The sequence below is a fragment of the Sphaerisporangium rhizosphaerae genome, assembly GCF_042665155.1.
GTDB classification, from domain to species: Bacteria; Actinomycetota; Actinomycetes; order Streptosporangiales; family Streptosporangiaceae; genus Sphaerisporangium; species Sphaerisporangium rhizosphaerae.
Window position 1 is genome coordinate 475366 of sequence record NZ_JBHTCG010000001.1, and the last position, 13614, is coordinate 488979.

Consider the following 13614-nt stretch of genomic DNA (forward strand, 5'->3'; position numbering starts at 1 on the left):
CGGGATAATCGACAACATGCGTCTCTCCGCCCGTGTCGACTACGCCCTTCGCGCCGCCGCCGAGCTGGCCGCCTCCGGCAGCGGCCCCACCACGGTGGGCGAGCTGGCCAAGGAACAGGAAATGCCTCCGAAGTACCTGGAGAACATCCTGCTCCAGATGCGCCGGGCCGGGCTGGTCCGCGGCCAGCGCGGCCCCGAGGGCGGCTACGTCCTCGCCCGGCCCGCCTCCGAGATCACCCTGGCCGACGTCATCCGCGCCGTGGACGGGCCCCTGGCCAACGTCCGGGGCGAGCGGCCCGAGCACGTCGGCTACCGCGGCGCGGCCCGTTCGCTCCAGCAGGTGTGGATCGCCCTGCGGGCAAGCGAGCGCGCCATCCTGGAGGAGGTCACGCTGGACCAGATCGCCTCCGACGCCCTGCCCGAACGCGTGATGGAACTGGCGGCCGACCCCGCCGCCTGGGACTGACCCATGCCCGAGGGCGACGCCGTCTACCGGGCCGCGGCCAGGCTGCGGGCCGCCCTCGACGGACGGGTGCTGACCCGCTCGGACTTCCGCGTCCCCCGGCACGCCACCGCCGACCTGACCGGCCGCGCCGTGCTCACGACCGCCTCCCGCGGCAAGCACCTGCTGACCAGGGTCGAGGGCGGGCTCACCGTCCACACCCACCTGCGCATGGACGGAAGCTGGCGCGTGGAGCGGGCGGGGGCGCCGCTGCGGGCCGGGCATCTGATCCGGCTGGTCCTCGCCAACGAGCGATGGCAGGCGGTCGGGGTCCGGCTCGGCATGGTCGATCTGCTGCGCACCGACCAGGAAGACCGGGTGGTCGGGCATCTGGGGCCCGATCTGCTCGACCCGGAGTGGGACCAGGAGCAGGCGGCGCGGGCGGCGCGCAACATCGCGGCGCGGCCGGGGACGACCATCGGGGAGGCGCTGCTCGATCAGCGCAACGTCGCGGGCATCGGCACGATCTGGCGGGCCGAGACGCTGTTCCTGTCAGGCGTCTCGCCGTACCGGCCGGCCGGGGAGGTGGACGACCTCGCGGGGATGATGGAGCTGGCCCACCGGCTGATGGACGCGGGAAAGAACCAGTCCGGCGGTCCGGTCACCACCGGCGACAGACGCCCAGGACGGCGCCTGTGGGCGTACGGCCGGGCCGGGCGGCCCTGTCTTCGCTGCGGCAACAAGGTGATCGGCGACGAGCTCGGGGCACAGCCATACGAAAGAGCGATCTTCTACTGCCCGGTGTGCCAGCCCCGCTAGCGGGCCCGGTCACAGGCAGCGCGATGACACAGACCATCACGCGGAGTGCGTGACGGTCCGAACTTCAGGACGGGAACGCTGCGGGCGTGACCTACGCGGCGACCATGTCCTTGACTTCGGGGAAGCCGTCGAACTCGGGACCGGAGATCGTGGTGGACACGGTCTCGGCCATGGGCAGACGCTCGTGCTCGGGCGCATCGGCCAGCACGGGTGCGTGTTGAAGCTCGGCCAGCGCGAACTGGTCGGAGACCTCCCGGAGCACCTGCGACAGCGGAACGCCCAGGGCGCCGCAAATCGAGGCGAGCAGCTCCGACGACGCCTCCTTCTGGCCACGCTCAACCTCGGACAGGTAGCCAAGGGAGACACGTGCCAGCGTGGAGACCTCACGCAAGGTGCGCGCCTGCCGCACCCGCAGCCGCCGCAGTACGTCACCGAGCAGCTGACGCAGCAGGACCATCTGTCGCTCCCTCCCAGGCGCGGGAGCTTTCACGGCGCTCCGCGCGGTCGGTTCGTATCGCCCGTTCTTCGGGTGCCCTTCGTACATACTCCTCGCCGTCATCATTGGTTCGCTCGGCCCCTTTGCCGGGCGTACGCCGGACCTGCTCCTCACCGATGGGTCACGAACCTCACTCACAGCTCCACCGTACCTGCATAGGCCAACGGGGCGGCAGACCATGGGGAGCATGTTCGCTGGTGACGTAACGCGGTAATCATCCTGATTGTTCCCCCACATACGCCTCCAGCACACCTCTCAGGAGATCCAAACCCTCCGTAACGGTGCTTTTGCGGATGTCTTCCCGTGAACCAGGTAAAAGTATGTCTCGGTGCCATATGTCGCCATCCGGACCGGCGACGGCGAGATGGACCGTGCCCACGGGCCGGCCGTCCTGCTCGTCCGGACCGGCCACTCCGGTCACCGCGAGCCCGTACGACGAGCCGGTCACCCGCCGCACGCCGGCCGCCATGGCCGCGGCGACGTCCGGATGGACGGCACCCTCCCGATCGAGGAGATCTTCGGGGACGCCGAGCAGGCGCGCCTTCAGATCGGTCGCGTAGACGATCACGCCGCCGCGGAACGCGGCGGAGGCTCCGCCCGGGACGGTGAGCGTGGCGCCGATCAGCCCGGCGGTCAGCGACTCGGCCACGGCCACCGTGGCCCGCCCGCGCACCAGGAGGGCCAGCACCTCGGCGGCGAGCCCGGCGCTCACCCGCCGCGGGCCTTCTCCGCGACCTTGCGCAGCCGCATGGCGCGGATGACGTAGTCGAGCCCGGTCACCACGGTCACCGCGAGGGCGAGGCCGATCAGCCCCCACCTCAGCGACTGCGGCACCCCCGGCAGGATGTAGAGCGCGATCGCCGCGATCTGCAGGACCGTCTTGACCTTGCCGCCGTAGCTGGCCGGGATGACGCCGTGGCGGATCACCGCCACCCGCAGCGCCGTGACGCCGACCTCCCTGCCGAGGATGGTGCAGGTCACCCACCAGGGCAGCTCCCCCGCCGCCGACAGCGTGACCAGCGCCGCCCCGATGAGCGCCTTGTCGGCGATCGGGTCGGCGATCTTGCCGAAGTCGGTGATCAGCCCGTACCGCCGGGCGAGCCAGCCGTCGAGCTGGTCGGTCAGCGAGGCGAGCAGGAACACCACCAGGGCCGCGTACCGCCAGCCCGTCCCGTCGACGAGCATGCAGGCGACGAAGAAGGGGACGACCACCAGCCGGAGGACGGTGAGCACGTTGGCGATGTTCCACGGGCTGACCCGCCGGACCACGGGCGTGGTCACCGGCTCGGTCCCGGTCTCCGGCGTGTTCGTCATGGTCCGGCCTTGATGCGGGCGATCAGGTCGACCCCCTCGGCGTCGACGACGGTCGCCCGCACGATCTGCCCGGGCGCGAGGCCGATGCCCTGGACGGTCACCGAGCCGTCCACCTCGGGACCCTGGTGGGCGGCCCGGCCCTCGTACCCGCCATCGCCGAGGTCGTCCTCGACCAGCACCTCGATGTCGGCGCCGATGCGCTCCTCGGCGCGCTGGGCGGTGAGCTCCTCGGCCAGCTCGGTGAGCGCCGCCACCCGCTCGTCCACGGTGTCCTGGTCGAGCTTGCCGCCCATCTTGGCGGCCTCGGTGCCGTCCTCGTCGGAGTACCCGAAGACGCCGATGACGTCCAGGCGGGCCTCCTCCAGGAAACCGGCCAGCTCGCCGAACTCGGCCTCGGTCTCGCCGGGGAAGCCGACGATGAAGTTGGAGCGCACACCGGCCTCCGGGGCGAGCTCACGAATGGTCTGGAGCAGGTCCAGGAAGCGCCGCGGGTCGCCGAAGCGGCGCATGCGGCGCAGCACCGGGCCGCTGGCGTGCTGGAAGGAGAGGTCGAAGTACGGGGCGACGCCCGGCGTGCCGGCGATCACCTCGATGAGACCGGGACGCAGCTCGGCGGGCTGGAGATAGCTCACCCGGACCCGCTCGATGCCGTCGGTGGCCGCGAGCCGCGGCAGCAGCTTCTCCAGGGCGCGCAGGTCGCCGAGATCCTTGCCGTAGGAGGTGGAGTTCTCGCTGACGAGCACCAGCTCGCGCACCCCCTCGCCGGCGAGCCAGGCCGCCTCGGCGAGGATCTCCTCGGGCCCGCGCGAGACGTAGGCGCCGCGGAAGGCCGGGATGGCGCAGAACGTGCACCTGCGGTCACAGCCGGAGGCGAGCTTCAGCGAGGCCACCGGGCCGCCGGACAGCCGCTTGCGCAGCGTCCGGGGGCCGCTGGCCGGGGCCAGGCCCTCGGGCAGCTCGCCGTGGCCGGGGATGTGGGCGTGCGCCCCGCCCGCGGACCGCTCCACCGGCGAGATCGGCAGCAGCGTGCGCCGGTCGCGCGGGCTGTGCGGCACCAGCGGTCGGCCGGACAGCACGTCGTCCAGCCGGGCCCCGATGTCGGTGTAGTCGTCGAAGGAGATGACGGCGGAGGCCTCGGGCAGCGCCTCGGCCAGCTCTTTGCCATAACGCTCGGCCATGCAGCCCGCGGCGACGACCTTGGCGCCGGAGTCGGCGGCCGCGAGCAGCGTGTCGATGGAGTCCTTCTTCGCCGAGTCGATGAAGCCGCAGGTGTTGACGATGACGACGTCGGGGTCGCCGTCGTCGAGCCGCCACCCGGCAGCCTCCATGCGCGCGGCGAGCTCCTCGGAGTCGACCTCGTTGCGCGCGCAACCCAGTGTGATCAGCGATGCGGTTCGGCGGGAAGACATGATGGGCTCTACGGTATCGGGAGTTGGCCACCGCGTGACGCACTCCCCCCGTACTTCCCCGCCGGACCGTCGCGCGCGGCGCCCCGGGGCCTCACCCCGGGGCGCGTCCGTGGCGGGCGGCGCCGGTCACCGCGACCCCGGTTCCTCGGGGCCGAAGGACTTGCGCACGAGCTCGCCGGGCTTGCCGGGCACGCCGAGGTGCTTGCCGTTGACCTCCAGGTCGACGCCGCCGGCGTTGCCGATGGTGACCTTCATGTGCTTGCGGGTCTTCCACGTCGAGGAGTCGCCCGCGCGCATGGTGCCGCGGAACATCGCCTTGCCCTTGTCGTCGCTGACCTCCACCCAGGACGGCTTGTTGGCCTTCACCCGCAGCGTCACCAGGTCGCTCGCCGGTCGGGCCGCGTTGGGGTGGGTGGAGGCCCTGAGCGTGGCGGAGGGCTTGGGCGCGGGCGGGTTCTTGAGCTCGGCGCCGGTGGCGAGGTTCTCGCCCGGCCGGCTCATGACGCGGGTGACCCCGAAGACCGCGACGATGGCCAGCGCGATCGCCATCGCGGTGGACCAGTTGGGGCTGCGGCGCTCACGCAGCTTGATCTGGCTCTCGGCCTGGAAGACGGCCGCGGCCCGCACGGGGAGGGGGACGCCGCCGTGTTCCTCGTCGAATTGGTGCACCACGGCGTCGGGGTCGAGCCCCACCGTCTTGGCGATGTTGCGGACGTGACCCCTGGCGTAGAAGTCGCCCCCACAGAGCGAGAAGTCGTCCCGCTCGATGGCGTAGATGACCGTCTCCCTTATCCGCGTGCGGCCGCTCAGCTGAGCGACCGTCATCCCCGCCGCGTTCCGTGCCGCGGCCAGCGTCACTCCAATGCTCATACGTCCCCCTCGCCGTGCACCTGCGCTACGCGCCCGTAATCCGACGATGCGTAGTCATTCACATTCAACCAGTAACCGAGGGGGTCGGTCGCGGAGGGGTCACTCTCCCCGCAAGTCGGCGAGCAGGCCGGGCAGTTCGTCGGGTTTCACCATCACTTCGCGGGCCTTGGACCCTTCGCTCGGCCCGACGACGTTCCGGCTCTCGAGCAGGTCCATCAGGCGGCCGGCCTTGGCGAAGCCCACCCGCAGTTTGCGCTGGAGCATCGAGGTGGAGCCGAACTGGGTGGAGACGATCAGCTCGGCCGCCTGGACGAGCAGGTCGAGGTCGTCGCCGATCTCCTCGTCGATCTCGCGCTTGGCGCTGGCCACGGCGGCGACGTCGTCGCGGTACTCCACCTGCATCTGCGCCTTGCAGTGGGCGACGATCTCGTTGATCTCCTTCTCGGAGAGGAACGCGTTCTGCAGGCGCATGGGCTTGCTGGCGCCCATCGGCAGGAACAGCGCGTCGCCCTGGCCGACGAGTTTCTCGGCGCCGGGCTGGTCGAGGATGACCCGGGAGTCGGCCAGGGAGGAGGTGGCGAAGGCCAGCCGGGACGGCACGTTGGCCTTGATCAGGCCGGTGACCACGTCGACCGACGGGCGCTGGGTGGCGATGACCAGGTGGATGCCGGCGGCGCGGGCGAGCTGGGTGATGCGGACGATGGAGTCCTCCACGTCGCGCGGGGCGACCATCATCAGGTCGGCGAGCTCGTCGATGATCACCAGGAGGTAGGGGTAGGGCTGGTACACGCGCTCGCTGCCGGGCGGCGGCACGAGCTTGCCGGCGCGCACGGCCTTGTTGAACTCGTCGACGTGCCGGAACCCGCTCGCGGCCAGGTCGTCGTAGCGGCGGTCCATCTCGCCCACGACCCATTCGAGGGCCTCGGCGGCCTTCTTCGGGTTGGTGATGATCGGGGTGATCAGGTGGGGGATGCCCTCGTAGGTGTTGAGCTCGACGCGCTTGGGGTCGACGAGCACCATGCGCACCTCGTCGGGCGTCGCGCGCATCAGCACCGAGGAGATCAGCCCGTTGACGCAGACCGACTTGCCCGCGCCGGTGGCGCCGGCGATGAGCAGGTGGGGCATCTTGGCCAGGTTGGCCACTATGGTGCGCCCCTCGACGTCCTTGCCCAGCCCGACGATCATCGGGTGGTGGTCGGCCTGGGCGACCTGGGAGCGCAGCACGTCACCGAGGCTGACCAGGTCCTTGTCGGTGTTGGGGATCTCGACGCCGATCGCCGACTTGCCGGGGATCGGCGACAGGATGCGCACGTCCGCCGACTTCACGGCGTAGGCGATGTTCTTGGTGAGGGCGGTGACCTTCTCGACCTTGACCGCCGGGCCGAGCTCGATCTCGTACCGGGTGACCGTCGGGCCGCGGGTGAAGCCGATCACCTGGGCGTCGATGGCGAACTGCTCCATCACGCTGGTGAGGGCGTTGACCACGGTGGTGTTGGCCTTGGTCTGCGGCTTGGGCGGGGTGCCGGAACGCAGCACCTGAAGGTCGGGCAGGGCGTACGGGCCGGCCTGCGGCGACAGGACGAGCTGCTCCACCTTGCGCGGGGCGGGGGTGGGCTCGGGCGGCTCGGGCAGGCGGGGCGACTCGGGGGGCTCCTCGTCCACCAGGCCGGGGACGATCTCGGGCGAGTGGTCGGCCATCTTGCCGGCCCCGTCCGCGATGACCGGGGTGTCGTAGGGCTTGACGTGCTCGCCGACCTCGACGTCGGCCTCGCCGTCCTTGCCGGAGCCCCGCGTGCGGCTCTTGCGCGGGGCGCGGGGCGCCCGGGCGGGGCGCTCGCCCGGCGCGGCCTCGGGGCCGGCGGAGCCCTTCTGGAACAGCATGTGCTGGATCTCGGCCAGGCGCTCGGGCACGCGGTGCACCGGCGTCGCCGTGACCACCAGGACCCCGAAGCCGGACAGCAGCAGGAGCAGGGGGATGGTGATGAAGGCCGGCAGGATGCTCGCGGGAGGCGCCGAGACGATGAAGCCGACCATGCCTCCGGCGGCCGACACCTTGTCCATGCCGTCGGTGGCGGCCGGGCCCGAGGGGTAGGGCGTGGCGTGCGCGACGTGGATGATGCCGAGCAGGCCGGCCAGCAGGGCGGTCCAGCCGATGATCATGCGGCCGGTGTCGGCGTTCTGGTCGGGGTGACGCAGCAGGCGCCAGGCGACCAGCGCCAGCAGGACGGGCACCGACCAGGCCAGCGAGCCGACCGCGCCGCGCAGCACGGCGTCGACCACGGTGGCCGCGGCGCCCTTGGTGGTGCGCCACGTCATGGCGGCCAGGACGATGGCGCCGCCGAGCACGGCCAGGCCGAGGCCGTCGCGACGGTGGGCGGGGTCCAGTTCGCGCGCCTGCTGCCCGAAGGCCCGCGCGGCGGTGCCGATGCCGTTGGCGAACAGCAGCCACACGCCGACGAACAGCTTGCCGATGGCCAGGAAGACCCAGCCGATCGGGTCGGGCTGCTGGGCGGCGGGACGCCGGGCGGGCGGGCGCCCGCCTCCGCGCGCGCTCGCGGACCGCGCGGCGGCGGGCCGCTTGGCGGAGGACGGGCGCGATGACGTGGACCGCTTCGCCGACCCCTTCGGGGTGCTTTTCGACGTACGGGTGGCCATGGTACCGAGGGTACGCATGGGACGACGGCGCTGCGGGGAGGCGCGCCGGGGCTGTCGTGATCGTCGGGGAAAGTCCGGATCTGGCCAGGAGTTGCGTTTTATGTATTGACATCATGTTCCATGTAATGGAACCTCCATCCAACAGGACGTTGGAAGGAGAAGTGATGTCCGCACTCGACTGGACCGTGCTGGGCGCATACTTCGCCGTGATGATCGTCATCGGCGTGTGGTCGAAGAACCGCATCAGGACCGTCATCGACTACTTCACGGCCGGAGGGAAGATCCCCTGGTGGCTGTCGGGGATCTCCCACCACATGTCGGGTTACAGCGCGGTCATGTTCGTCGCGTTCGCCGCCGTCGCCTACGACTACGGGCTCACCGTCTACGTCTGGTGGGCGATGACCATCGGCATCGGCGTGGGCATCGGCGCCTTCCTGTTCGCCGCGCGGTGGAACCGGCTCAGATCCAGGCACGGCGTGGTCTCGCCGCTGGAGTACCTCACCCGGCGCTACAACCTGCCCACCCAGCAGGTCATGGCCTACAGTGGCGCGCTTCTGAAGGTCGTGGACATCGCCGCCAAATGGGTGGCCATCTCGGTGCTGCTCAAGGGCTTCGCCGGCATCCCCATCCAGTACGGCATCGCCATCACCGGCGCGGTCACCGTGGTCTACGTGACGGTCGGCGGGCTGTGGGCCGACGTGCTCACCGACTTCGGCCAGTTCGTCATCCAGGCCGTCGCCGGCGTCGTCATGTTCGCGGCCGTCCTCGGGCACCTCGGCGGGATCTCGGCGCTGTGGACCATGTGGGGCGACCTGCCCGAGGGGCACGGCGATCCGCTGAGCGGGCCCTACACCACGACGTACTTCTTCGCCTTCCTGCTGATCAAGACCTTCGAGTACAACGGCGGGATGTGGAACCTCGCCCAGCGCTACATGGGCGCCCCGTCGGGCTCGCAGGCCAAGCGGGCGGCGCTGCTGTCCAGCGCCCTGTGGCTGCTCTGGCCGTTGGTGCTGTTCATCCCGATGTTCGCCGCGCCGCTCATCGTCCCGGGCCTGACCAACTCCGACCAGTCCTATGTGCGGCTCGCGCAGGAACTGCTGCCGACCGGCCTCATCGGCCTGGTGCTGGCCGGGTTCTTCTCCCACACCATGGCCATGGTCTCCTCCGACGCCAACGTGATCTCGGCGGTGATCACCCGCGACATCCTGCCGGTCTTCGTCCGCCGGCTGCGCGAGCTGCCGGCCGCGGGCGCGCTGCGGCTGGCCCGGGTGACCACCTTCATCTTCGTGGTCGTCAGCATGACCATCGCGATCACCACCCAGGGGCAGGGCGTGGTGCTGAAGATCGTCGTGGACGTGGTCGCCGCCACGATGGGACCGATCTCGATCCCGCTGATGCTCGGCCTGCTCCCCTGGTTCAAGCGCAGCGGGCCCACCGCGGCCATCACCTCGTGGGCGGCGGGCCTCGCGGTGTGGGCCGTGATCAAGTGGGTGATCGCCTCGACGAACCAGACGCTGGTCGTCGCCGCCCCGCTGGTGACGTCCCTGATCCTGTACGTCGTCATCGGGCTCCTGCGCCCGGAGAACACCCCGTCCCGCGACGAACTGGTCGACTCACTGAACACCGATCTTCCTTCGGCGTCTCCCGATCGGCCGACCGCCACCCTCGCGTGACGCGCGCCGGTGGGCGGGGTGAGAGGATCTCTCACCCCGCCCACCGGCTTGTACCGTGACGTGCAGGACTATTTGTCCGACTCCAGGATGCCGCCGTTGGCGACGTCGGACTTCTCGATCTCGGTGAACACGATGCGCACGGCCTCGGGCCGGGCCTTGAGGATGCCCACGGCGGCGTCGGTCACCGCCGCCACGAACTCGCGGCGCTGGTCCATCGTCCGCCCCGACAGCAGTTCCACAGTGATGTTCGGCATGATGCCCTCCGGATTCCATGTGTTGCATCACATGAAATCAGATTCCACTACATGAACCAAGAAGGAGGCAGCCGGCGTGGACGTGATAGTGATCGGCGAGCCGCTGGTCGAGTTCTCGGCGTCCGTCCCCCTCACCGAGGCGGACACCTTCCGCCTGTCGTTCTCCGGGGACGCGCTGAACGCCGCCGTGGCGGCGGCGGCCGCGGGCGCGCACGTCGCGCTGGTGACGCGGGTGGGCGAGGACGAGTTCGGGGAACGGCTGATCCGGTTCGCGGCCGCGCACGGCGTCGACACCCGGTGGATGCTGCCGGGCGCCGGGTCCACGGGGGCCTACGCCGTTGGCGCCGACCCCGGCGGCGAGCGGGCCTTCGCCTACATGCGGGCGTGCAGCGCCGCCTCCAGGCTCGGCCCCTCGGACGTGGCCGACGCGCCGCTGGCCGAGACCGCCGTGCTGCTGGTCAGCGGCGTCACCGCCGCACTGTCGGCCTCGTGCGCCCACGCGGTGCGCCACGCCGCCGAGATCGTGCACGCGTCCGGCGGCAAGGTCGTGTACGACCCGAACTTCCGCTCCCGGCTCACCACGCCCGAGCAGGCCGCCGGCGTGCTCGCCGACATCGCGCCGATGGCCGCCCTCGTCGCCCCGTCCTGCCCGGGCGACAGCCTCCCCCTGCTCGGCACCGCCGACCCGGCCGAAGTGGTGCGTGCCTGCCTGAAGCTCGGCGCCCGCGCGGTCGCCGTCACCCGCGGCCCCGAGGGCGTCCTGCTCGGCCTGCCCGGCGGGAGGGACGGGTGGCCGGACGGGAGCGCGGGCCCGCTGGTGGAGATCCCGGCGGTCGCCGCTCGGGCCGTGGTGGACCAGACAGGGGCCGGTGACGCCTTCATCGGCACGGTGGCGGCGCGACTGGCCACGGGCACGGCGCTGCGCGACGCCGTACGGGCGGGAACGGCGGCCGCCGCCATCAGCCTGCAAGGCCAGGGCGGCACCGGCCGCGTCGCCACCCCCGAGGAGATCGACCGCCTCCTCACCCGCCCCCAGGACCCCTGACCCGGCCCGCCGTACATGGGCGCCGGCTTCGCCGTACCTCAGTGAACAGGGACACCAGGGACCGCTCGGCCCGGATGGCGTCGCGGTGGTGGGTGGGCGGGGGTCAGCGGGTGGGGGTGGTGGTGGGGGCGCCCAGGGCTTGGGAGACGTCGCGGGCGGCGGCGGTGACGATCGGGGCGAGCTCCTCCAAGGCGGCGCGGTCCATGTCCATGGCGAGGGTGGAGATGGAGATGCCGCCCAGCACCTGGCCGGTGTGGTCGAAGACGGCCGCGCCGACGCAGCGGATGCCCGGCTCGTTCTCCTCGTCGTCCACGGCGTAGCCGAGGGCGCGGATCTTCTCGAGGTGGGCGAGCAGCTCCTCCACCCCGGTCAGCGTGCCCGGGGTGAGCCGCGGGAGGCCGGTGCGCCCGGCGATGGCGCGCACCTCGTCGTCGTCCAGCCCGGCGAGGATGGCCTTGCCGATGGCCGTCGTGTGCAGGCGCAGGCTCATGCCGACCCGGGAGGGCATCTGGTAGGGCCTGCGGCCCTCCAGCTTGTCCACGTAGACCGCCTCGTCGCCGCTGCGGATGCCGAAGTGGGTGGTGTAGCCGGTGCGTTCGTGCAGGGCGCGCAGCGCCGCCGAGGCCTGCCGGGACGGGTCGAACCTGGTCATGACCCGGCCGGCGAGGGTGAGGATGCGCGGCCCCGGCTCATAGCCCCCCGCGCCGTCGGCGCGGGCGAACCCCCACTCGACGAGCGACTGCAGGATGCGGTGAACGGTCGACTTGGAGACGCCGGTCGCCGCGGCGATGTCGGTCACGCGGTGGTGCTCGGCGATCGCCTCGAGCACCGCCAGCGCCTTGTCGATGGAGCTGCCTTCCCTGACCACGTCCTGAGCCTACTAACAGCCACCGCCCGGCACGCTCCGCACGACCGTGCGAGGGCCGTGACAGGGCCGTGACAGGGCGGGGTCGCGCGGCCGGCGGGCGAGGTCACCGGGCGAGCCAGCCGCCGTCCACCGCCAGAATGTGGCCGTTGACGTAGTCGGAGGCCGCGGAGGCGAGGAAGACGGCCGCGCCGGCGAGGTCCTCGGGGGCGCCCCAGCGGCCGGCCGGGATGCGGGCCCTGATGGCGGGCTCGCGGTCGGGGTCGGCGCGGAGCGCGTGGGTGTTGCCGGTGACGATGTACCCGGGGGCGATCGCGTTGACCTGCACCCCCCGCGGCGCCCACTCGCAGGCCAGCGAGCGGGTGAGGCCGGCGACGCCGTGCTTGGCGGCGGCGTACCCGGCCGCGTTGATGCCGCCCTGGAACGACAGCATCGACGCGATCATGATGATCTTCCCCTGCCCGCGGTCGAGCATGGGGCCGCCGAGGGCCCGGCTGAGCAGGAAGACCGCGTCGAGGTTGACGTCGAGCACGGCCCGCCAGTCGGCGTAGTCGTGCTCGACGGCCGGCGCCCTGCGGATGATCCCGGCGTTGTTCACCAGGATGTCGACCCGGTGCCGGGCGGCCAGCTCCTCGGCGGCCTCGGGCAGCCGGGCGACGTCGGACAGGTCCAGGACCCACCGCCAGGCCTCCCTGCCGGCCTTGCGGACCTCGGCCTCCACCTCGTCCAGGTCGTCGCGGTGGCCGTGCAGGACGACGTCGGCCCCCGCCCTGGCCAGGCCGGCCGCGATCGCCCGGCCGATGCCGGTGCGCGAGCCGGTGACCAGCGCCGTCCTGCCTTCCAGGGAGAACATCACCGCATCTCGCCGATCGCGACCTGCTCCATGTCGTCGTAGGCCTGGTTCTCGCCGCCCATCGCCCAGACGAAGGCGTAGTTGCGGGTGCCGAACCCGCAGTGCACCGACCACGGCGGCGAGATGACGGCCTGCCGGTCGGCGACGATCAGGTTGCGCGTCTCGTCCGGCCTGCCCATGAGGTGGACGACGCGGGCGTCCGGCGGGACGTCGAAGTACAGGTAGACCTCGGTGCGCCGCTCGTGGGTGTGGCAGGGCATGGTGTTCCACATGGAGCCCGGCTCCAGCACCGTGACGCCGAGGACGAGCTGGCAGCTCTGGATGCCTTTGGCGTGGATGTACTTGTAGATGGTGCGGTCGTTGGAGCCCTCCTGCGAGCCCAGCCGCACCGGCTCGGCGTCCGGCAGCCCCGCCCTGACGGTCGGGTGCCCGGCGTGCGCGGGGGTGGACACCAGGTAGAACGCCCCGCCGCTGAAGGACACCGCGCGCGAGCCCATGCCCACGTACAGGCACTCCTTGGTCCCGAGCGGGTGCTCCTCGCCGTCGACGGTGACGACGCCGGGCTCGCCGAGGTTGACGACGCCGAGCTCGCGGCGCTCCAGGAAGTACTCCGCGCGGAGCCCATCGGGGCAGGGAAGGTCCAACGGCGCGTCGCCGGGCGCCGCGCCCCCGACGATGATGCGGTCCTCGTGGGAGTACACCAGGCGGATCTCGCCGGGGACGAAGAGGTCCTCGGCGAGGAAGCGGCTCCTGAGCCGGTCGGTCGTCATGCCCGGCACCTGGTCCGGTGCCGTCGCGTACCGTACCTCCACCACGCCTCCTATTCCGTTACATAAAATGCCATATCGCTATATAGAACAGCGCTGGGCGTGCCAGGTCAAGCCGCCGGGAGGACGGCGTGGCGGGACCCGCCCGGAGG

The 13614-nt window shown here is 71.6% G+C and carries 14 protein-coding genes; 4 read left to right on the top strand and 10 right to left on the bottom strand.

Going from position 1 to position 13614, the window contains the following annotated elements:
• Positions 1-16 precede the first annotated feature (16 nt).
• Both ACFQSB_RS02055 and ACFQSB_RS02060 read left to right on the top strand, forming a co-directional pair.
• Positions 17-466, top strand: a complete 450-nt coding sequence (locus ACFQSB_RS02055; protein WP_354835176.1) for an RrF2 family transcriptional regulator — start codon at positions 17-19, stop codon at positions 464-466.
• Between the two features lie 3 nt (positions 467-469).
• Positions 470-1261, top strand: coding sequence for a DNA-formamidopyrimidine glycosylase family protein (locus tag ACFQSB_RS02060; RefSeq protein WP_380823945.1), 792 nt, complete (start codon positions 470-472; stop codon positions 1259-1261).
• Positions 1262-1352: 91 nt separating this feature from the next.
• Here ACFQSB_RS02060 and ACFQSB_RS02065 read toward each other — a convergent pair whose 3' ends face one another.
• The 6 genes from ACFQSB_RS02065 to ACFQSB_RS02090 all read right to left on the bottom strand — a co-directional run bounded on the left by ACFQSB_RS02065 (position 1353) and on the right by ACFQSB_RS02090 (position 8005).
• Positions 1353-1718, bottom strand: a complete 366-nt coding sequence (locus tag ACFQSB_RS02065; protein ID WP_354835180.1) for a helix-turn-helix domain-containing protein — start codon at positions 1716-1718, stop codon at positions 1353-1355.
• A 253-nt stretch (positions 1719-1971) separates the two neighbouring features.
• Positions 1972-2469, bottom strand: coding sequence for a CinA family protein (locus tag ACFQSB_RS02070; protein ID WP_380823946.1), 498 nt, complete (start codon positions 2467-2469; stop codon positions 1972-1974).
• A complete protein-coding gene (gene pgsA, locus ACFQSB_RS02075; RefSeq protein WP_354915529.1) occupies positions 2466-3071 on the bottom strand; it encodes a CDP-diacylglycerol--glycerol-3-phosphate 3-phosphatidyltransferase in 606 nt (201 codons plus the stop codon). Before pgsA ends, ACFQSB_RS02070 begins: the two co-directional genes overlap by 4 nt.
• Positions 3068-4480, bottom strand: a complete 1413-nt coding sequence (gene rimO / locus ACFQSB_RS02080) for a 30S ribosomal protein S12 methylthiotransferase RimO (protein ID WP_354835186.1) — start codon at positions 4478-4480, stop codon at positions 3068-3070. Before rimO ends, pgsA begins: the two co-directional genes overlap by 4 nt.
• 126 nt (positions 4481-4606) lie before the next feature.
• Positions 4607-5350, bottom strand: coding sequence for a helix-turn-helix domain-containing protein (locus tag ACFQSB_RS02085; protein ID WP_380823947.1), 744 nt, complete (start codon positions 5348-5350; stop codon positions 4607-4609).
• Positions 5351-5449: 99 nt separating this feature from the next.
• Positions 5450-8005, bottom strand: coding sequence for an FtsK/SpoIIIE family DNA translocase (locus tag ACFQSB_RS02090; protein ID WP_380823948.1), 2556 nt, complete (start codon positions 8003-8005; stop codon positions 5450-5452).
• Between the two features lie 164 nt (positions 8006-8169).
• Here ACFQSB_RS02090 and ACFQSB_RS02095 point away from each other — a divergent pair, with 164 nt between their 5' ends.
• The gene (locus ACFQSB_RS02095; RefSeq protein WP_380823949.1) at positions 8170-9678 is read left to right on the top strand and encodes a sodium:solute symporter family protein; all 1509 of its coding nucleotides are present in this window, start codon (positions 8170-8172) and stop codon (positions 9676-9678) included.
• Between the two features lie 68 nt (positions 9679-9746).
• Here ACFQSB_RS02095 and ACFQSB_RS02100 read toward each other — a convergent pair whose 3' ends face one another.
• Complete coding sequence (locus tag ACFQSB_RS02100) at positions 9747-9932, bottom strand: tautomerase family protein (protein ID WP_354915542.1); 186 nt, start codon at positions 9930-9932, stop codon at positions 9747-9749.
• A 76-nt stretch (positions 9933-10008) separates the two neighbouring features.
• Between ACFQSB_RS02100 and ACFQSB_RS02105 the strand changes: the two genes are divergently transcribed.
• A complete protein-coding gene (locus ACFQSB_RS02105) occupies positions 10009-10977 on the top strand; it encodes a sugar kinase (protein WP_380823950.1) in 969 nt (322 codons plus the stop codon).
• 103 nt (positions 10978-11080) lie between these two features.
• Here ACFQSB_RS02105 and ACFQSB_RS02110 read toward each other — a convergent pair whose 3' ends face one another.
• The 3 genes from ACFQSB_RS02110 to kduI all read right to left on the bottom strand — a co-directional run bounded on the left by ACFQSB_RS02110 (position 11081) and on the right by kduI (position 13507).
• Entirely contained in the window at positions 11081-11845 is a 765-nt protein-coding gene (locus ACFQSB_RS02110) for an IclR family transcriptional regulator (protein WP_380823951.1), read from the bottom strand.
• 103 nt (positions 11846-11948) lie between these two features.
• Complete coding sequence (locus tag ACFQSB_RS02115) at positions 11949-12695, bottom strand: SDR family oxidoreductase (protein WP_380823952.1); 747 nt, start codon at positions 12693-12695, stop codon at positions 11949-11951.
• Positions 12695-13507 (bottom strand): 5-dehydro-4-deoxy-D-glucuronate isomerase, encoded by an 813-nt coding sequence (gene kduI / locus ACFQSB_RS02120; protein WP_380823953.1) that lies wholly within the window; start codon positions 13505-13507, stop codon positions 12695-12697. The genes ACFQSB_RS02115 and kduI overlap by 1 nt, the downstream gene beginning before the upstream one ends.
• Positions 13508-13614 lie beyond the last annotated feature (107 nt).